This window comes from Paenibacillus sp. KS1 (genome assembly GCF_001680695.1).
Classification (GTDB): domain Bacteria; phylum Bacillota; class Bacilli; order Paenibacillales; family Paenibacillaceae; genus Paenibacillus_B; species Paenibacillus_B suaedae.
This window is the reverse complement of sequence record NZ_MAIS01000108.1, coordinates 1-19,213: the sequence shown is the minus strand read 5'-3', so window position 1 is coordinate 19,213 and position 19,213 is coordinate 1. Positions and strand designations below refer to the sequence as shown.

Below are 19,213 nucleotides of genomic sequence, written 5' to 3'. Positions count from 1 at the left end.
AAATCTTTGTCGCTCGTCCAATCCGTATAAATCGTGTCGACTTTCAACACTTGATTTGTTATTGCGTCAATCTTGACGCTATGATGATCGTAATAATCTTCAAAATGCCAAAAATAGCTGCCGGCGACTTCATCCTTTAACCGCTCCGCGTGAACAAGATTTACTTTTTCTCTACTTAATTGGTTAATTGCGCTAGCTGCTTTATTCAACAATTTTTTATCTACTTGGGCTGAGGAATAGCTTTGCAGCAGGCTGGGACAACTCTCCTTCTAGAACAATATTGTCACTAGCATTCGCCATTACTTTGAGATCCGATTTCATCTCATTGCCTTTTGCAATATCCCCTAGAGCTGCTTTGACCTTCTCTAGAACAGTTGAGTCGAGCTGTGATTTAGCCGAGCTTTCAGTAACTTCTGTGTGAGTTTCTGCCTGTACAGGCCCATTAAAAAAGCTGCATGTCAATAAAGCCGCCATAACGGTGAGTAGAGCGATTCTTCCTCGCATTTAGACCCTTCCTTCATCATGAAAAATGTAACTTCATTTTTTTGATTCATTTCCTTGGTAAAAGGTTGCACCTTTACTGACATTAGAATAGTGAACATCATTCCAATAAATCTCCTTATTCAACAAAAAACAGGCGTCTTTTACACCGCTTACTGTGCAAAAAACACCTGTTTGATTATCTAACACTCTTTTGAGTGGCCTTTCCTATCAATCTGAGGTTCCACTGCAATTATCCCACATTGTAACGTGGTTTTAGCACTTCTTGGTTCACTACTTGTTTCTTCTCTTGGTTCTTCTTCGACTGATTACGTTGGCTAGGCACAGAGATAAAGATCGCAATCAAGAAAGAGATCATACACAAGACCGCAATAACGGTAAAGGTAATATGAAAACCACCGAACAAAGCACTAAGGAACGAACCAGCCAAAGCACCTAACCCGAATCCTTGATATATGATTCCATAGTTCTTACTCTGGTTCTTCAAGCCGAAATAGTCAGCCACAATCGCCGGGAAGACAGTGATATTGCCGCCAAAGCAGAATGCGATCACCGCGACACAGGTGAAGAAGATGCCCAGATTCAGAGGTACAAAGTTCAAGGCCATGACGGACAATGCCGTCGCAAAAAGCGCTCCCGCTACAACTTTCATACGTCCTACTTTATCAGACAATGCGCCGAGAATGATCCGGCCGGCCGTATTGAAAATCGCCACCATAGCTACCGCATTCGCTGCTGTGCTGACATCAAGACCGGCAAGCTGTACACCGATGTCTTTGACGATACCAATCAGGTACAATCCACTCATACAAGCAGTGAATAAAATAATGAAGAGCATATACGCTTCTTTCGTACGCAGCATTTCCTTGACTGTGTAATTCCGCCCACTCTGCGACCCCGTATTTGCGTTCGCAGGTGTTTCCGTAATTACGGCTTCTTTGATTAAGAACGAACCGGCAATCACCATCACCATAACGATCAATCCCCAGACCAGAAATGCATAGGAGACACCCATCGTATTGATGAAGTTCGCATTGATATATTTAAAAACCAAGCTGCCTGTCCCAAAGGCTACCACCGAGATTCCGGATATTAACCCTTTGCGTTCAGGAAACCATTTTATTAAATTCGATAGCGATGTAATATATGCTGTACCATCCGCAAAACCAACAACCACGCCAGCCAGCAAGTACAACATCCACAACGATGAAACCTGTGAGCTAGCGATTAGCCCTGCACCGAGAACAGCACCTGCAATCATTGTCATACGCCGAATTCCGATACGATCCTGAATCTTACCAGCGAACAGTGTCGAGAAAGCCAGTGCAAAACTAGTGATGGAAAATGTAATCGATACGGAGCTAAGCTCCCATCCAAACTTGTCAGCTAACGGCTGATTAAATAAACTCCACGTATATATGGTTCCTAATCCCATTTGTACAATGATTGTTCCAAGGACGATCATCCATCGGTTTACTTGCGACCCAGTTGCTTGATGCGTTCTCATGATAGATCCCTCTTTCCATTCTGCTATGATCAAGAGTTGTGTTTTATCTGTAGGGAAGTGAAAGCTCTTACGCTTTGCTTTTACACCCTTATCTTACAAGATAAAACGCTTACTTGAGCCATGAGCGACATGAAATGACGGGATTGCGGAATGAACTGCATTTATATATGCATCAACTGCCTAAATTCTTTGACTTTACTTCTGCTGACGGGTACTTTGGCATCCATATCACGTAGACGCAGCAGGTAGGTATTATTGAACCACGGAACGATTTCATGGATTTGAGACAAATTGACAGTATAGGAACGATGACAACGATAGAATCGATCTTGTGGCAGCATAGCATGAAAGTCCGATATACTCATCGGCATCGTGTAGGTACCGCTCTTCGTGAATACGTTGGTCACCTTCTCTTGCGCTTCCGCATAGTAGATGTCATCGCTATCCGTTACGATATACTTATCATTTTTCAACAAATTAATGCGTTTCTCCTCAGATCTTTGCCTGCTGTCCGCAGGATTTGAAGTTCCTCCTTGCTGCACATCCCGTTCGAAGGCGGTCTCCAGCTTACGTAACATCGCGGCAATCCGGTTCTCATCGTAGGGTTTCAAGATATAATCAAAAGCTTCCAGTTCAAAAGCTTGGGCTGCATGTTCCTTATACGCTGTTGTAAAAATAACATACGGTTTATGTGCGAACTTGCTGATATTCGTCGCTAGCAGCATCCCATCCAAGGATGGAATGTTAATATCGAGAAAAATCGCATCGACTTCCTTCTCCTGCAGAAATTTGAGCACATCAAGGCCATCTTCGAATCGCTCCACGATTTCAATGCGGCTATGTTTGGTAATCAAATACTCCAGCTCTTCACTGGCCAAAACTTCATCTTCCACAATTATCGCTCTCATCGTGTCTCCTTCTGTATGTCAAAAAAGATATTCGTTCCTTGATCTAGCCGCTCCATTGTAACACCATGCCCGAAAATGAGCTTCACACGCTTGTACACATTGAACAGACCAATATGATTCGGTGGAACGCGCTCCTCTATCACCTGTTTGATGATATCTTCACGGATACCCACGCCAGTATCCCGCACGCCAATCCGAATGTACTCTTCTGTATCTTTGACATAGATAGTGACCGTTCCAGGTCCTCTCTCCTTCAATATGCCGTGGACAATCGCATTCTCCACTAACGGTTGAATGATGAGACTCGGAATCTTCACGGCGACTTCATCCACATCATAAACGACATGCAGCCGATTTCCGAAGCGTGCTTTTTCAATCTCTACGTAATTGCGAACCTGTTCCAGCTCCTTATGGATATCGATCAATTCATCCGTTAGCTCCAAATTATAACGTAAATATCCGGATAAATTGACGATCAGTTCCCTCGCTTGATCCGGTCTAGTTCGGATCGAGGATCCAATTGCATTTAGCGCATTGAACAAAAAATGAGGCTGAATGGTTGTCTGCAGCGCTTTGAGCTCCGCTTTATTCGCCATCTCCTTAATCTCTTCCACACGGGAAACTTCCATTAATGTCGAGATGATCTGGGACAAACCGACGGCCATAGTCTGCAGCGGATAGGTAATTTTATGCGCTTTCCGATAATAAATCTTCAAGGTCCCCGTCACTTCTTCCCGCTCTTTCAGCGGAATAATAAGCAAGGATTGAATGCCGGGCATCGCATCGTCCAACGCATGGTTGCTTATCATGAACTCCCCGCTCCGTATCGTCTGTTTGGTCATATCGCTTATGATCTCATGCCGAAGTTGATAGCGGTCTTCCCCAAAACCGACATAAGCGAGAACGCTCGAGGCATCCGTAATCGCCACCGCATCGGCTTGAATGTCTTCTTTAATAATGGAACAAATCTTGTGCAAGGATTCGGTATTGATGGAGCGGAAATAGGGCAATGCCTTATTTGCAATGTCCAACGCCAACTTCGCTTGCTGCGCAGCGATTCCTTCCCGCTCACTTTCTACATTCTGAATCAACAAAATGATCAATCCCACATTCAATTGCCCGAGAATCATCGGTGTTGCAATTCTGGATACAATCTCATTGCCTAATGTAGTAGGCTGCGCCATGAAAATGATCAACAGCATCGTTAAAGCCTCGCAAGCCATCCCGGCAAGAATCCCGATAAACCAACGTTTTTCTTTTGGTGTGCGAAGATGAATATACCCAGATACCAGCCCCGCAATAATACTCGTGATGAGACATGGAATCGAGGTTACCCCACCGATATCGATCAAATAACGATGGATTCCGGACACCACGCCCACGACTAGACCGACCCAAGGCCCAAACAAGATGCCCCCTGCCGTAATTACGATGATCCGTACGTTGACGAGCGAGCCTTCCACATCGATGCCTGAGTAGGTACCGAATAGTGCAAAGGTACAGAACAGAAGCGTAACGACAGCGAACTCCTTCGTGGTCAGCGATTCCTTTTGCAGAATCTGCTTAAAGCTCGGAATACGAGTTAAGAAAAACAAAATAATGAGCAGTAATGCTGCCCGCTCAAAGAGCTGAAGCAGCATCGTGAAATCTCCGTTTATTGGAAACTACCTCCCGTTATCTCAAGCTGTTGTTTGTTTATTTTATCAAAGTTTGCTCTGTTTTCACGTTCCAAATCCATACATAAAAAAAGAGCGTGTTTTGAAAAGATTGATCAAAACACGCTCTTAACATATTCTATTGAATTATTCATTTATATAAGGTTCGAAAAATGGCATCACAATATTATTCATTATTTTCCATCCACTGAAAGTGAAAGCTTCCCTTTTGATCAAGCCGCTCGAACGTATGCGCCCCAAAATAATCCCTCTGTGCCTGCAGCAAATTAGCCGGCAGTCTCTCCGTCCGATAGCTGTCATAATAAGCTAAAGCGGAAGCGAAAGCAGGAACCGGAATTCCTCTAGTTACGGCAATCGATACGACTTTTCTCCAGGCTTCCTGATAGTTAGCAATAATCCCACTGAAGTATTCGTCCAACAACAAGTTTTTCAATTCTGGGTCCCGGTCGTATGCATCCTTAATATTTTGTAAGAACCTCGCGCGGATAATACATCCCCCGCGGAAGATCATGGCGATGCCTCCATAGTTCAAATTCCAATTGTACGCGTCGGAGGCAGCTCTCATTTGCGCAAAGCCTTGCGCATACGAAGCGATTTTGCTGGCATACAAAGCTTTGCGAACGGCCTCGATGAATTCATTGGGATCGCCGTCGTAGCTTGACGCCGCGGGGCCTTTCAGCTGCTTGCTTGCGGCCACGCGTTCTTCTTTCATTGCAGAGATAAATCGTGCAAACACGGATTCGGTAATAATGGACAATGGAACTCCCAGATCCAATGCGCTTTGGCTCGTCCATTTTCCTGTTCCTTTCTGTCCTGCCGAATCAAGGATGACATCCACCATTGGCATGCCGGTCTCCGGATCGTTCTTTGCGAAAATATCGGCTGTAATTTCGATCAAATAACTATCCAGTTCGCCTTTGTTCCATTCAGAGAAAATGTCATGCAACTGCTCGGTATTTACGTTCAATACATCTTTGAGCAGATGATACGCTTCGCCGATGAGCTGCATATCACCGTATTCGATGCCGTTGTGAACCATTTTGACATAATGGCCGGCGCCGTCTTCTCCGATATAAGTCGAGCAGGGATCGCCGTCCACTTTGGCTGAAATGGCGGTCAAGATTGGCTCGACCAGTTCATACGCCTCTTTTTGCCCGCCTGGCATAATCGCGGGTCCGTTCAGCGCCCCCTCTTCGCCGCCAGAGACACCCGCTCCAATAAAACGGAATCCCTTAGCTTGCAGCTCTTTATTTCTTCTTTGCGTATCAGGGAAATAGGCGTTTCCGCCGTCGATGAGAATATCCCCCTGACTCAGGTAAGGAACAAGCTGATTGATGGTATCGTCTGTCGGTTGTCCCGCTTTGACCATGATCAGAATTTTCCGTGGCGTCTCGAGCGATTGGACGAATTCTTCGACACTGTACGTGCCGACGAAATTCTTGCCTTTCGCCTCCTCCAGAAGCTCATTCGTTTTCTCTGGCGAACGATTGTATACTGCAACTGAGAACCCTTTGCTTTCTATATTTAAGGCTAGGTTTTTCCCCATGACGGCCAAGCCTACTACGCCGATTTGCTGTTTTTTCATTGCAATTCCCTCCCTGTCATTTCTCTCTCTTTGTAGATAAACGTTTGATAAGCTCGGCTTTTTGCGCTTCGAAACCAGGCTTACCCAGCAGCGCAAACATATTGATCTTGTATATTTTAAGCGTAACTTAAAGCTTAGCTGTTTTTTTCCAATCGGCAGCGAATTTATCCATACCTTGATCCGTCAACGGATGCTTGGAAATTTGTTCGATCACCGCAAATGGAATCGTGGCAATATGCGCGCCTGCCATTGCTACGCGTGTCACGTGATCTGGATGGCGGACGGATGCCGCGATAATTTGCGTGTCCAGGTTATGCACTCGGAACAACTCAGCAACTTTCGTGACGAGCTGGACGCCGTCTTCCGATATATCATCCAAGCGGCCAAGGAACGGCGAGACATAGGTAGCACCTGCACGAGCGGCCAGTAAAGCTTGGTTCACAGTGAAAATCAGCGTCACGTTCGTTTTCACGCCTTTGTCGCTCAAGTAGCGGCAAGCTTCAAGTCCGGCGAGCGTCATCGGAAGCTTGATCGTGATGTTTTTGTCATTATTGTTGATTTTGATTAGTTCGTCCGCTTGCGCGATCATGTCTTCAGCTGTCACCGCATCAGGCGTTACTTCAGCGGAGACCGATTCAACTCCGGGTACTTCCCGCAAAATCTCGGCGATTCGATCTTCAAATTTCACACCTTCCTTAGCAACCAACGACGGATTCGTCGTAACACCGGATAAAATACCGATTTTATATGCTTTTTTGATGTCTTCCACATTTGCAGTATCGATAAAGAATTTCATAGGTAAGTACCTCCATTGTTTTATTTGTAATTTATTATTACTTCAGTAGTTCCTTCGTAAGGCGAACCACTTCATTTACGGAGAAACCAAAGTACTCCATAACCTCTGTACCAGATCCAGAAGCGCCGAATGTATCAATCGACAGTACTTTTCCGCCTGGTCCCGTGTAACGATCCCAGCCTAACGAAATGCCGGCTTCAATGGCTACCCGCTTCGTAACGGAATTAGGAAGAACACGCTGCTTATACGCTTCGGGCTGACGATCGAACAGCTCTCTGCTTGGCATGGCAACGACGCGTACGGAGATGTTGTCCCGTTCCAGCTCCGCTTCGGCGTTCATGGCCAGAGAAACCTCGGATCCGGTTCCGATCAGAATGACATCCGGCTGACCGCCCGTTTCGCTCAAGACATAAGCGCCTTTGGCTACCCCTTCAACATTGGCCTTGGTCGCTTCATATACAGGAAGATTTTGTCTGCTTAGCACCAAGGCTACCGGGCCTTCATTTTGCTGCAGAGCATACGCCCATGCACTCGACGTTTCATTAGCATCGGTCGGACGAATGACCGTAAGTCCCGGAATGGTGCGCAGCGCAGCCAAGTGCTCGACGGGTTCATGCGTAGGTCCATCTTCCCCAACGGCAATGGAATCATGGGTAAATACATAAATCACAGGCAGTTTTTGCAGCGCAGCCAAACGAATAGACGGGCGCAAATAATCGCTGAATACGAAGAAGGTGCTTACGAATGGTTTTACACCTCCATGCAGGGCCATGCCATTGCCCGCTGCACCCATAGCATGCTCACGAACGCCAAAGTAGATATTCCGTCCCGAGTAAGACTCCACGGCAAACTTTTGCTCTCCTTTGATGTCCGTCATCGTCGAATGCGATAAATCCGCACTTCCTCCAAAAATCGAAGGAACGGTTTTTACGTAATGATTTATGGCTTCACCGCTTGCTACACGGGTAGAAATCGTTTTGGAAGCGTCGAACGTAAGGATGTCAGCAGCCTCAATTGACACGGAAGCATCGATGACTTGCTTGAGCTCCTTACCCTGCACAGGATATTGCGCTTTATAGGCAGTGACCAATTTGTTCCACTCTTCTTCTTTGGCCTCGCCCTTACGTTTCAGCTGCTCGAAATGCGCATTGACTTCTTCTGGAACGGTGAACTCTTCCTCATACTGCCAGCCGTAAACTTCCTTGGTCGCCTTCGCTTCTTCTTTGCCGAGCGGATTGCCGTGTACTTTGTTCGTTCCCGCAAACTTGCTGCCGTAACCGATAATCGTCCGAATTTCGATAAGCGTCGGCTGGGCACCGTTTTGCTTGGCAGCGGCGATCGCTTCGGCAATCCGGGAAATGTCATTGCCGTCCTCGACCCGAATATATTCCCAATTGGCCGATTCCGCTCTTTTTTGCATATTTTCACCGAAGGAAAGGTTGGTCGCTCCGTCCAACGAGATGTCGTTGGAATCATACAATACGATTAATTTCCCGAGCTTCATATGTCCTGCCATGGACATCGCCTCGTAAGAGATCCCTTCCATCAAGCAGCCGTCTCCCACAAGCGCATACGTATAATGATCGATTACTGGGAATCCGTCTTGATTGAATTTCGAGGCCAAATGAGCTTCGGCCATCGCCATTCCAACTGCCATCGCTAACCCTTGTCCCAGTGGCCCAGTTGTCGCTTCTACGCCATCCGTGTGCCCATATTCGGGATGCCCCGGCGTTTTGCTGTGCAGCTTGCGAAACTGTTTTAAATCATCAAGCGACACCTGATATCCAGACAAATGCAGCAGGCTGTAGAGCAAGGCTGATCCGTGACCCGCAGACAGAACGAAGCGGTCGCGGTTAAACCATTTGGCATGGCCGGGATTGTGATTTAACAGTCTGGACCAAAGAGCGTATGCCATCGGCGCCGCTCCCATCGGCAGTCCTGGATGACCTGAATTGGCACTGTTGATAGCATCGATAGACAATGTTCGGATCGTATCGACAGCTAATTGATCAATGGTTTCCTTGGTAAGCATATTGTTCTCCTTCTTCCGTTTTAATATGTTGTTCTGGCTTGTCATCGAACCACCAATGGTAGCCGTCCTTCGCCAATAATGCATCGGACTCGGCAGGACCGTAAGTGCCCGCTTCATACCGATGAAGCGGAACCAGATTCTCCTCGAATGCTTCCAAGATCGGTTGAACCCATTGCCACGACAATTCAACTTCCTCCCAATGTGCGAAGAACGTAGGATCTCCTTGCAAAGCATCGTAAATCAAATTTTCATAAGCCTCGGGAACATCGCCCTTGCTCTCATGAAAATTCATTTGAAGGGGCTTGAACTCCCCTTTATGCAAAGGATCCCTTGTATTTAATTGCAGCGTAATGCCTTCGTTCGGACTAATTTCAAATACCAGAAGGTTAGGCGATTGTCTTTCAGTACTTGCCTGTGAGGACATCTTTAACAGTTCCTTGAACTCAATCACAATCCGCGTTGATTTCTCTTTCATTCGCTTGCCTGTCCGGATATAAAAAGGAACGCCGCGCCAAAAGAAATCATTGATCTGCAATTTAGCGGCAATAAACGTATCGTTCATCGAAGTAGAAGCGATCCCTGGTTCCGAGATATAGCCGATTACCGGCTTACCTTGAACGGTTCCTGCTTTGTACTGCCCGCGGATAATGCTCGCGCCCACTTCCTCTTTTTGCAGCGGCTCGAGAGCTTCCATCACCTTTTTCTTCTTAAAGCGCACCATTTCCGAGTCGCTGTTGATTGGAAGATGACTCGTCAGCATCATCAGTAATTGCAGCATATGGTTTTGGAACATGTCTCTTACGGCACCTACATGATCGTAATAACCTGCTCTTTCTTCTACGCCGACGGTCTCGTTTGCTGTAATTTGCACGTTGGCAATGTAACGATTCGTCCATAAGGCATTAAGAACCGGATTCTGCTGCAAAATCTCAAGCTTCTGGATCAGTGGCTTGCCGAGATAGTGGTCGATTCGGTAAATTTCATGATCCGAAAAAGCTTTGCTCAGCTTCTGATTTAAATCACGAGCAGATTTCAAATCATGGCCGAAAGGCTTCTCGATCACGAGACGCTTCCAGCCATTCGCGGAACCGAGCCCGCTTTCCTTAATGCTCGCTGTAATCGTTTCAAAAAATTCAGGTCCGACAGATAAATAAAACAGGCGATTCGGCGGAATATGCAGCTCTTCTTCCCTCTGTTCAATCAGTTGCAGCAGCTTCCTATAATCTTCTTTGCGATCTATATCAAGAACGCTGTAACGGAATGCGCTCAAGAAATCTTTGATTAACGCAGAATTGTTCGCTTCGCGTCTGGAAAAAGTACGGATAGACTGCTCAACATTTGCCTGAAACGATTCATCAGACAATTCTCTTCTCCCAAGACCAAATAAGGAGAATGATTGCGGCAGCTTCCGATCGATATACAAGTTGTAAAGGGCAGGGTATATTTTTCTTTTGGCTAAATCCCCTGTCGCTCCAAACAAAACAAAAGTGGTCGGCTCCATGTTTCTCTCTCCTTCAAGCAGCGCTCTCTTAATCAAGCTCTGGTTTCTATTTCGTAGTTCCACTATAATACGAATATCATCTATACAAGTAATAAATATATTTCACAGGAGCTATAGACCACATCTATGAGTATAAATTACGAATTGTACAAAGTATTTTATTGGGCTGCGAAGACAGGCAGCTTGACTCAGGCTGCCAAGGCCTTATTTCTAACCCAACCTAGCGTCAGCCACGCCATCAAACAGCTTGAAAACAGCTTCGGCGTCACTTTGTTTTACCGGAATTCCAAGGGCGTTGGGCTGACGAGAGAGGGCGCCATCCTGTATTCCTATATTGAGCAGTCACAGATCTTAATATCGCTGGCCGAAGAAAAAATGGAAGCACTTAAAAATCTGGACAGCGGCGAGCTACGGATTGGCGGAAGCGATTCGCTGTTCAAGCATTATTTGCTCCCGTACTTGGAGGACTTTCATGAGAGGCATCCCGGGATCAGACTTCACCTGAATCATGGAACTACGCCGGAAATCATTTCCTTCTTAAAAGAAGGGAAAATTGATTTAGGCGTCATCCGTATGCCTATCGTCGATACCCAACTTGAAGTGAGGGAGACTTTTCAGCTGCAGGAATGCTTCGTAGCGGGGACACGTTATGCCGAGCTCAAGAATGCGGTTTTAACGCTGGATATGCTGCTCCAGTATCCAATTATCCTATTCTCGCGTAATAGCAGAGCACGAATGACCATTACGGAATTATTTCAAAGCTACGGCTATAAGCTCGCACCTAAAATTGAGGTCGGAAGCGTGGATCTTCTCATCGAGTTTGCTCGGAAAGGACTCGGAATTTCATACGTGACGAGAGAATTTGTGTCGAAAGAGCTGGAAGAGGGCACCCTCTTCGAGATTCAATTGGACGTGCGGCTGCCGCCATCTCACGTGGGGATTATGATTATGCGCAACATGCCGCTTTCCATGGCAGCATGCGGGTTTATCGAGATGATTCAAACGTGTCCGCTGTCAAAGTAGGCACATTCAGATGCTGCTTTGCAAGATCTTCACCAACTGGCCCATCATGGCGTGAACCAACAGTAGAGAGAAATAGAGATCAAGGAGAAGGAAAAATGAAAATATGTATATTGGGATCAACAGGGAGAGTTGGATCAGAGCTACTGAAACTAGCATTACACGATTCGCATGATATTACAGTCTTAGTGCGTGATCAGAATAAGCTTGCAGTTTCGCATAGGAATCTACAGATCATCGAGGGAAATGTATTAGATGAACATGATGTAAAAAAGGCGTTAAAGGAAGTTGATATCGTTATAAGTGCTCTTGGAACAGATGGGAATGGCACGTTGTCGAAAAGTATGCAAACCATTATTAAAAATATGAAAAAAGAGGGGATAAGCCGAATCGTTACAATTGGAACAGCGGGGATTTTACAAGCCCGCATAAATCCGAAGATCTATCGGTTCCAATCGGAAGAATCAAAAAGAAGAAGTACCACAGCTGCCGAAGATCATTTAGCTGCTTATCAAGCCTTAAAAAATAGTGGGCTATGCTGGACGATTATTTGTCCTACCCATTTAATCGATGGCGAAAAAACGGGCATGTACCGAACAGAGGTAGATGTGCTGCCATTGAACGGATCGAAAATCACGGTGGGCGATACTGCTCATTTTACCTGGTCTTTGATAAATAAAGAAGGATATGAGAATAGACGTTTCGGCATCGCTTATTAAAAAACCATTCCTGAAAAGGAAAGCCGGTTTTCACCACGTTAATCAGTGTAATTGGCTTTCCTTAATTCAAAATCGTCATCTTATTCCTTCTGAATCAATCAAACCTTCTTCTTCGTACTGTTCAAGTCTTCCGGAAGCCAATGAAACTTCATTTCCCGAGTCTACTACTTTAATTTCTTCGGACAGCATTAATCTTAATAACCTTGATAAAAGAACAACAAAAAAAGAGCGTGTTTTGAAAATAGATTGTTCAAAACACGCTCCTAACATATTCTATTGGATCATTCTATTGAAAACTCAATTAGAAATTCCTTCAATCAAAATGGCCAGATTTGCATTGACGGCGCTTCGTGGTGCACTCTACGCGTAAGGTATGCAGATTTAGGAGATCGGGTCGGTTTCCACGATCACCTTGACATTTTGGATGTACCAATCCTCCGGTCCTTTCACCGGAAGCCCCACCTCCACATGATCGACAATGTAATCGATGTTGTCTTGGGAGATCACTTCGCCCGGCAGCAGGATTGGAATACCCGGCGGATAGACATATATGAACTCGGCAATGATTCGACCGGCTGATTCCTTGAACGGAATGACTTCGGTATCTCCGTAAAATGCATCCCTTGGAATCAGGGAGAGATGAGGAATTTCCGGGATCTTCACGATTAGCTCATTTGCAGTGTTCACGTTGTAATACGTTCCAGCTAACTCACGGAGAGCTGTAAGCAGTACCGACACCGTTTCCTCGTTGTCGCCTGGGGTTACCAGGCAGAGGATGTTGTACATATCACTGAGCTCGACCTCAATGTTATAATGCTCACGCAGCCAGTTTTCCGCTTCAAAGCCTGTAATGCCCAGATGGCGGACATGGATGGTGAGTTTGGTCGGATCATAATCAAAGGTGGCCTCGTCCCCAAGGATTTCTTCCCCGAAGCAGTACAGACCTTCCATTTCATTAATGCTGCGGCGGGCTTTTTGGGCAAGATCAATCGTTCTTTGCGCCATGTTATGGCCGTTAATCGCTGATTGCGTCTGGATGTATCCAATGATGCAAGCAGCACGTATGAAGTAGAAGTTGTTGTCAGCATACTGATGATCGTCTGCACGCGCTGAGGATTCACATAGCCGTTTTTTGTATTCAGGTTGAGAACCGAGCTTTGTGTCATAGAACCCCCAAGCTTATGCACACTAGTTGCGGCCATATCCGCACCAGCTTCCATAGCGGACATCGGCAGATCCTCATGGAAATGGATACGTACCCCATGCGCTTCGTCTACGAGCACTGGAACATGGCGGCTGTGGGCAAGATCGACGATTTCCTTCAGATTGGCGCATACGCCGAAGTATGTCGGGTTAATAACCAGAACCGCTTTGGCATCCGGATGGCGATCCAGTGCACGCTGTACGGATTTGGTTGTAATGCCGTGATCGATTCCAAGATTCTCGTCGCGAACCGGAGATATGAATACTGGCTTCGCGCCGGAGAAAATGATGGCCGACATGATCGATTTGTGCACATTGCGTGGTACGATAATTTTGTCCCCAGGCGAGCATGTAGACAAAATCATGGTCATAATGGCACCACTCGTCCCCTGTACGCTGAAATAAGTATAATCTGAGCCAAATGCGTCGGCTGCAAGCTGTTGCGCTTCTTCAATAACACCGGTAGGCTGATGGAGATCATCCAGCGGCGCAATGTTAATCAAATCTATAGATAGGGCACTATCGCCTATAAACTCTCTGAACTCACTGTCAGTTCCTACGCCCTTTTTATGACCGGGAATATGAAATTGTACGGGATTGCTCGCCGCATGTTCTTTCAGAGCTGTAAATAGCGGCGTGTTACGGTGGTCCATTTTATGCTGTCACAACCTTTCTAAGCAGTTCCGGCTTGAAATCTTTCCATATTACGCCGAATAGCAGATACATGTCCTTTTGACCGACTTCAGCCAAGTTATATTCACACTTAATTCCCATCGGAGTTAAGGCTTTGGTTATTCATTAAGCTAGTCTCATCTTAAAATCCTGATAACCGAACTCGCGCACGACGCGGCAATTCCCATCCTTCTCCTGCACGGCGATGGCCGGCAGCGGCATGCCGTTGAAGGTATTGGTTTTGACCATGGAGTAGATCGCCATATCTTCAAATACTAATCTGTCGCCGCTCTTGAGAGGCTGATCGAAGGAATAGTCTCCGATGACATCGCCCGTAAGGCAGGTCGGACCACCGAGTCGGTAAGCGTATGGCTTCTCCCCGAATTCACCCGAACCGACCAGAGGTGGACGATATGGCATTTCCAGAACATCCGGCATATGACAGGTAGCCGATGTGTCCACGATTGCAATCTCGATGCCGTTGCGATGGATATCCAACACGGAAGTGACCATATAGCCCGCGTTAAGCGCGATGGCTTCTCCGGGTTCAAGGTATACTTCCAAGCCGTATTTATTTTGCATTCGCGTTATGCAAGCTTCGAGCTTCGGGATATCGTAGTCTTCTCTCGTGATATGGTGACCGCCGCCGAAATTGATCCATTCCATTTGCGGCAGCCAAGGTTCGAACTTGTCTTCAACCGCATTCAGCGTGGTCTCCAAATCGTCCGAGTTCTGTTGGCAAAGGGTATGAAAGTGCAACCCCGAAACGCCTTCCAGCAGTTCCGGCTGGAAATCCTCCCGTTTAACGCCAAATCTTGATCCCGGCGAACAAGGATCATAGATCTCATGCCCCACTTGCGTTGAACATTCCGGATTGATACGAAGGCCAATTTTTCTGCCAGCAGCAAGAGCCTTCGCTTTATACTTTTCCAACTGGGAGAAGGAATTGAAGATGATGTGGTCGCAAATGGAAATAATCTCATCGATCTCATCTTCACGGTAAGCAGGGGCAAAGACATGATTTTCTTTGCCCATTTCTTCGTGACCCAGTCGTGCTTCGAATAATCCGCTCGCAGTCGTACCGCTTAAGTATTTTCCGATGAGCGGATACATCGCAGTCATGGAAAAAGCCTTTTGCGCCAGTACAATTTTGGCTCCCGTACGCTGCATGACGCCGTTCAATATTTTCAGGTTTTTCTCGATTAGTGCTTCATCGACTACAAAACAGGGTGTCGGTAAATCCTCGAACCGCATCTTAACGAACGAGCTCCGGCTCTTTAGCTTCCTCAGGCAAGGCGTCAACCAGCACAGGGTTGAAGTCTTCTACCCATGGAAGTCCCCATTTGTTCAGCTCTTCCATGAATGGATCCGGATTGAACTCTTCGACATTGTATACGCCCGGTTTGTTCCATTTGCCGGTGAGGATCATCGCCGCGCCGATCATGGCAGGAACGCCGGTTGTATAGGAGATAGCTTGGGAACCCACTTCTTTATAGCACTCTTGGTGGTCGCAAACATTGTAGACATAGTACGTCTTGTCTCGGCCATCTTTTTTCCCTTTGAAGATACAGCCGATGTTCGTTTTGCCCACTGTACGAGGTCCAAGAGAGGACGGATCCGGAAGTACAGCCTTCAGGAATTGAAGCGGAATGATTTGTTTCCCTTCGTATTCGATTGGTTCGATGGAGGTCATTCCAACGTTTTCAAGCGCCTTCAAATGCATGAGATAACTTTGGCCGAAAGTCATGAAGAAACGGATGCGTTTCAGACCAGGGATGTTTTGCGCAAGAGACTCGAGCTCTTCATGGTACAGCAGATACATGTCCTTTTGGCCGACTTCTGCAAAGTTATATTCACGCTTAATTTCCATCGGTTTTGTTTCGATCCATTCCCCGTTTTCCCAGTAGCGGCCATTGGCAGACACTTCGCGGATATTGATTTCCGGGTTGAAGTTGGTTGCGAAAGGATAACCGTGATCCCCGCCGTTGCAATCCAGAATGTCGATATATTCGATTTCGTCAAAGTAGTGTTTCAACGCATAAGCCGAGAATACGCCGGTTACGCCAGGGTCGAATCCGCTGCCGAGCAGTGCTGTAATTCCTGCTTTTTCGAAGCGTTCCCGATATTCCCACTGCCATTTGTATTCGAATTTCGCCGTATCTTCCGGCTCATAGTTTGCCGTATCCATATAATGTGTTCTGGTAGCCAGGCAGGCATCCATGATCGTCAAATCCTGGTAAGGCAGAGCCAAGTTCATGACGATATCCGGTTTGACTTCGTTAATCAGAGCGATCAGCTCTTCAACGTTATTGGCATCGACCTGTGCGGTTGTAATTTTCGTTTTGCCGCCGTCCAGTTTTGCTTTCAGATCATCGCATTTGGACTTCGTACGGCTGGCGATGCAGATTTCTTCGAAGACCTCGCTGTTTTGAACGCATTTATGAACTGCTACAGATGCTACGCCACCGGCGCCAATGATTAGTGCTTTTCCCATTTTTCAATCTCCTCACCGAATTCAATTTTTTTCACTGTAAAAACGGCAACAAAAAAAGCAAGTGAAACACGCACCATGCGCATCACACTTGCTTGATATATTTAAAAAATAAGATATTCCCAATAAACATGACAGAACAAACTCCTAGCGTGCTTATCAGTCACCCCTAGGACTCATCGTTTCATGGAAGAGCTCTTATATTCAAATATATTTTGTTAGGATCAGAGTCTATATAGCAAATAATGCCTTTACCACTCTTATTGACCGTTTCACAAGTTGTGTGCGTATTGCACTGGTTGTAAAGTAACCAACTTATAAAATTTGAGCTTTTAACTCAATCAATAAGGCAACGAAAAGTTGCCAGTCGGCATTTGACCCGGCTGTCCGTATGGCCTTAACTTCCGGAGAGGAAGTGGTCAAAAATTATCTGCTTGGAAAGATCCTAAAAATATATTGAATATTCGCTTTCCAAAATTAATGCTTCTTCATAATAGCAGGATCGGAATTATTGAGCAAGAAGAAATTTTAAAAAAACGTCTTTCAACCGCTCCAATCCCCGAAATCCAACGCCCCACAAGGCATCCAGCCCCTTCCCCTAATATGGACGCGAAAAAGGCAGGAGAAAGAGATTGAGGATACAGGAATTTGGTTTGACTTCGACGGGGAAGACGAGTCCTTTGTTACTTATGATTTGGAAATGCATCTTTTCATCCGGGAAGGCAGCAAGACTCCTGAAGGAATTCATACGTTGATGGTAAATCAGCTGACAACTGCGAATTTCGGTAACGTAGACCACGCAGCGATGGTGAAATTAATCGAGTCTCTTGAATAGGAAAAATAAAGAAATCCAACTCATATACGGCAACACGGCCATCGCCTGCAGCTGCGTAAGCGGTATAAAAGTTATTACCCTGAAAAGTAAGGAGATGAGAACATGATATTAAACAATGTGCAGAAAGAGACAATCCGCCAGATGGATGTAGGAGATAACGTAACGTTCGGCGGAGGCGCAGCTGGTATGGATGATCGGTACGAAGTACATAGAGTGACCGAAGGAGAATATAAAGTTGGGAAGTATGCACTCATGATTTGCTTGAAGATGGATTATGTATCATCGACCGAAGAAGTTATTTCATTCATTGAACGAGGTTTTTAATCGTGCAGAAAATCAAAGAAATACGAAGAAAACGGGGAATCGTAAGTGTTGCAATTTGCCCGTTTTTTTGTGATGTTCCCTGGAAGCAAAATCCCCGCTCAAGGCTGAATTTGCCCAAATACGGCGTTCGAGAGGCTATACTATTTCACAAAATCCAGGATTTTGTGCACAGTCTTTACAACCGTCTGATTTCTTACAATATGGTCAGTCCTTTTTTTTGAAAGTATTTTTAATTGAAGAAAATATTTTATCAAAGAAGTTACTTAGATATTTTTTGACTAGAAAACCTACCAGAGCAAAGAATAGTGAAATACCTATTATAAAAATAAATAGTTTTAATCCTATTTCTATAAATTCCATTAGATACAGCACCTCCTTTTCATTTATGATTATATACTTGTTGGATGAGTTAACACAAATCGCTGAAATGGAATCGTGTTGGAGGCGCATTTGAAGTGAAAGGAATATAGTCATTTCCAAAAGTCTAATTACAATTTATTTCAATTAACCGAAAAATATACTGGTAAATATGTACATAGTATGTTAAAGTGGAAAAAAAAGGAGGAGGATAGTCCAATGGTAAGAAAATCTATTAGTTTATGTATCGCTCTATGTCTTTCTATCGCTCTAATTTTTGGTGGACAGGCGAGCGCAAGTGGAGCACTATCAACGGACACAATTGTAACTGAAGAGAATGTAAACCAAGTTATTGAATATCTAGGATTAGATCCTAGAGCTCTGAAAAAAGCTGATGCTGCTGCTTTTTCAGATGATTCCGTTACTGTTACTGTCGGGGAATTGGAACAAGCTCTTAATCAATTAAAACAACTTCCTAGAGAAGTTACATCAACAGAAAACCCTAATGCAATAGCTCCTCGAGCTGAGTTTTGTACTGGCATGAAAATGTTATATTATACAACTAATCTTGGTGGATCGTTTGAATTATCTTATGAAGCAAGTTCCAATTACTCGTGGAACAAATTTACTTCTGTCAATAATGCGACCGTTCAAGTAATAGATAACGATGATAATTTATTAACAACTTTCACAATAGCTAGTAGAGATGTTGGAGCTCAAGTTATTGATGACGGCAAAAAAGTTGAACTGAAGGCTAAAGTTAAAGTAGATTCGTGGTTATCAGTTGGAAATATAGGACTTATTAAGGTAACGACAACAACAGTTAATACAACAAAGGAATGGACAACTGCACAAGCAGGAATCCCAGGTTGCATTTAGTAGAATATCAAGCGCGTATCTAAAAGGGCTGCTGCATGCAGTCCTTTTTATTGTTTGGAGAACCCACGCAAGTTATTTTGCATATCTGCCGTCCTTGGACTCCGAAAGGATCTCTAGGAACATAAAGAGCTCCCATTGTTGGGAGCTCCATTGTTGAGAAACCCTGTCTTTTTAAAGGCACAGGGTTTCTTTTGTTTTGCAATCTAG

Annotated in this window: 16 protein-coding genes and 3 pseudogenes; 4 read left to right on the top strand and 15 right to left on the bottom strand. The window is 45.3% G+C overall.

All coding sequences use genetic code 11. From position 1 onward, the window contains the following. The 10 genes and pseudogenes from BBG47_RS29575 to zwf form a co-directional block, all read right to left on the bottom strand. Positions 1–209 (bottom strand): annotated as a pseudogene (locus BBG47_RS29575) (hypothetical protein); the annotation flags it as partial. Positions 210–216: 7 nt separating this feature from the next. Next, the gene (locus tag BBG47_RS24730; protein ID WP_065293949.1) at positions 217–504 is read right to left on the bottom strand and encodes a hypothetical protein; all 288 of its coding nucleotides are present in this window, start codon (positions 502–504) and stop codon (positions 217–219) included. 229 nt (positions 505–733) lie between these two features. Further along, positions 734–2,008, bottom strand: coding sequence for an L-lactate MFS transporter (locus tag BBG47_RS24725; RefSeq protein WP_065293948.1), 1,275 nt, complete (start codon positions 2,006–2,008; stop codon positions 734–736). 161 nt (positions 2,009–2,169) lie between these two features. Next, complete coding sequence (locus tag BBG47_RS24720) at positions 2,170–2,916, bottom strand: LytR/AlgR family response regulator transcription factor (RefSeq protein ID WP_021259317.1); 747 nt, start codon at positions 2,914–2,916, stop codon at positions 2,170–2,172. Continuing rightward, positions 2,913–4,556 carry a sensor histidine kinase gene (locus BBG47_RS24715; RefSeq protein WP_065293947.1) on the bottom strand — a complete coding sequence of 548 codons (1,644 nt, stop codon included), beginning with the start codon at positions 4,554–4,556 and terminating at the stop codon, positions 2,913–2,915. The genes BBG47_RS24720 and BBG47_RS24715 overlap by 4 nt, the downstream gene beginning before the upstream one ends. A 202-nt stretch (positions 4,557–4,758) precedes the next feature. Next, positions 4,759–6,177 (bottom strand): NADP-dependent phosphogluconate dehydrogenase, encoded by a 1,419-nt coding sequence (gene gndA, locus BBG47_RS24710; protein WP_065293946.1) that lies wholly within the window; start codon positions 6,175–6,177, stop codon positions 4,759–4,761. A 16-nt stretch (positions 6,178–6,193) separates the two neighbouring features. Beyond that, positions 6,194–6,298, bottom strand: a pseudogene (locus BBG47_RS30895) (hypothetical protein); the annotation flags it as partial. 6 nt (positions 6,299–6,304) lie between these two features. After that, entirely contained in the window at positions 6,305–6,973 is a 669-nt protein-coding gene (fsa, locus tag BBG47_RS24705; RefSeq protein WP_065293945.1) for a fructose-6-phosphate aldolase, read from the bottom strand. Between the two features lie 37 nt (positions 6,974–7,010). Then, positions 7,011–9,005 (bottom strand): transketolase, encoded by a 1,995-nt coding sequence (tkt, locus tag BBG47_RS24700; RefSeq protein WP_065293944.1) that lies wholly within the window; start codon positions 9,003–9,005, stop codon positions 7,011–7,013. Continuing rightward, positions 8,983–10,506, bottom strand: a complete 1,524-nt coding sequence (gene zwf / locus BBG47_RS24695) for a glucose-6-phosphate dehydrogenase (protein ID WP_065293943.1) — start codon at positions 10,504–10,506, stop codon at positions 8,983–8,985. Before zwf ends, tkt begins: the two co-directional genes overlap by 23 nt. Before the next feature lie 126 nt (positions 10,507–10,632). Here zwf and BBG47_RS24690 point away from each other — a divergent pair, with 126 nt between their 5' ends. Beyond that, the gene (locus tag BBG47_RS24690) at positions 10,633–11,529 is read left to right on the top strand and encodes a LysR family transcriptional regulator (RefSeq protein WP_065293942.1); all 897 of its coding nucleotides are present in this window, start codon (positions 10,633–10,635) and stop codon (positions 11,527–11,529) included. Between the two features lie 95 nt (positions 11,530–11,624). Further along, positions 11,625–12,245, top strand: coding sequence for an NAD(P)-dependent oxidoreductase (locus BBG47_RS24685; protein WP_065293941.1), 621 nt, complete (start codon positions 11,625–11,627; stop codon positions 12,243–12,245). A gap of 381 nt (positions 12,246–12,626) precedes the next feature. Here BBG47_RS24685 and BBG47_RS31300 read toward each other — a convergent pair whose 3' ends face one another. From BBG47_RS31300 to BBG47_RS24670, 4 genes and pseudogenes are all read right to left on the bottom strand, one after another. Then, on the bottom strand, positions 12,627–12,983 hold the full coding sequence (locus tag BBG47_RS31300) for an Orn/Lys/Arg family decarboxylase (RefSeq protein WP_368072466.1): 357 nt from the start codon (positions 12,981–12,983) through the stop codon (positions 12,627–12,629). A 66-nt stretch (positions 12,984–13,049) separates the two neighbouring features. Then, positions 13,050–14,101 (bottom strand): annotated as a pseudogene (locus tag BBG47_RS24680) (aminotransferase class I/II-fold pyridoxal phosphate-dependent enzyme); the annotation flags it as partial. Between the two features lie 145 nt (positions 14,102–14,246). After that, a complete protein-coding gene (nspC, locus tag BBG47_RS24675) occupies positions 14,247–15,374 on the bottom strand; it encodes a carboxynorspermidine decarboxylase (RefSeq protein WP_065293940.1) in 1,128 nt (375 codons plus the stop codon). Position 15,375: 1 nt separating this feature from the next. Then, entirely contained in the window at positions 15,376–16,614 is a 1,239-nt protein-coding gene (locus BBG47_RS24670) for a saccharopine dehydrogenase family protein (protein WP_065293939.1), read from the bottom strand. 934 nt (positions 16,615–17,548) lie between these two features. Between BBG47_RS24670 and BBG47_RS24665 the strand changes: the two genes are divergently transcribed. Further along, entirely contained in the window at positions 17,549–17,770 is a 222-nt protein-coding gene (locus BBG47_RS24665) for a hypothetical protein (RefSeq protein WP_065293938.1), read from the top strand. 204 nt (positions 17,771–17,974) lie between these two features. On the opposite strand, the gene BBG47_RS30130 is transcribed toward BBG47_RS24665, so the two are convergent. Beyond that, positions 17,975–18,130, bottom strand: a complete 156-nt coding sequence (locus tag BBG47_RS30130; RefSeq protein ID WP_175400628.1) for a hypothetical protein — start codon at positions 18,128–18,130, stop codon at positions 17,975–17,977. Positions 18,131–18,346: 216 nt separating this feature from the next. Here BBG47_RS30130 and BBG47_RS24660 point away from each other — a divergent pair, with 216 nt between their 5' ends. Further along, on the top strand, positions 18,347–19,006 hold the full coding sequence (locus BBG47_RS24660; protein WP_065293937.1) for a hypothetical protein: 660 nt from the start codon (positions 18,347–18,349) through the stop codon (positions 19,004–19,006). Positions 19,007–19,213 lie beyond the last annotated feature (207 nt).

Excerpts from the sequence above, each read along its gene's own strand:
- BBG47_RS24665 (WP_065293938.1), top strand. The coding sequence starts at position 17,549 with ATGATATTAAACAATGTGCAGAAAGAGACAATCCGCCAGATGGATGTA.
- BBG47_RS30130 (WP_175400628.1), bottom strand. The coding sequence starts at position 18,130 with ATGGAATTTATAGAAATAGGATTAAAACTATTTATTTTTATAATAGGT.
- BBG47_RS24670 (WP_065293939.1), bottom strand. The coding sequence starts at position 16,614 with ATGGGAAAAGCACTAATCATTGGCGCCGGTGGCGTAGCATCTGTAGCA.
- BBG47_RS24730 (WP_065293949.1), bottom strand. The coding sequence starts at position 504 with ATGCGAGGAAGAATCGCTCTACTCACCGTTATGGCGGCTTTATTGACA.
- nspC (WP_065293940.1), bottom strand. The coding sequence starts at position 15,374 with ATGCGGTTCGAGGATTTACCGACACCCTGTTTTGTAGTCGATGAAGCA.
- BBG47_RS24715 (WP_065293947.1), bottom strand. The coding sequence starts at position 4,556 with ATGCTGCTTCAGCTCTTTGAGCGGGCAGCATTACTGCTCATTATTTTG.
- tkt (WP_065293944.1), bottom strand. The coding sequence starts at position 9,005 with ATGCTTACCAAGGAAACCATTGATCAATTAGCTGTCGATACGATCCGA.
- zwf (WP_065293943.1), bottom strand. The coding sequence starts at position 10,506 with ATGGAGCCGACCACTTTTGTTTTGTTTGGAGCGACAGGGGATTTAGCC.
- gndA (WP_065293946.1), bottom strand. The coding sequence starts at position 6,177 with ATGAAAAAACAGCAAATCGGCGTAGTAGGCTTGGCCGTCATGGGGAAA.
- BBG47_RS24720 (WP_021259317.1), bottom strand. The coding sequence starts at position 2,916 with ATGAGAGCGATAATTGTGGAAGATGAAGTTTTGGCCAGTGAAGAGCTG.
- BBG47_RS24690 (WP_065293942.1), top strand. The coding sequence starts at position 10,633 with ATGAGTATAAATTACGAATTGTACAAAGTATTTTATTGGGCTGCGAAG.
- fsa (WP_065293945.1), bottom strand. The coding sequence starts at position 6,973 with ATGAAATTCTTTATCGATACTGCAAATGTGGAAGACATCAAAAAAGCA.
- BBG47_RS24660 (WP_065293937.1), top strand. The coding sequence starts at position 18,347 with ATGGTAAGAAAATCTATTAGTTTATGTATCGCTCTATGTCTTTCTATC.
- BBG47_RS24725 (WP_065293948.1), bottom strand. The coding sequence starts at position 2,008 with ATGAGAACGCATCAAGCAACTGGGTCGCAAGTAAACCGATGGATGATC.
- BBG47_RS24685 (WP_065293941.1), top strand. The coding sequence starts at position 11,625 with ATGAAAATATGTATATTGGGATCAACAGGGAGAGTTGGATCAGAGCTA.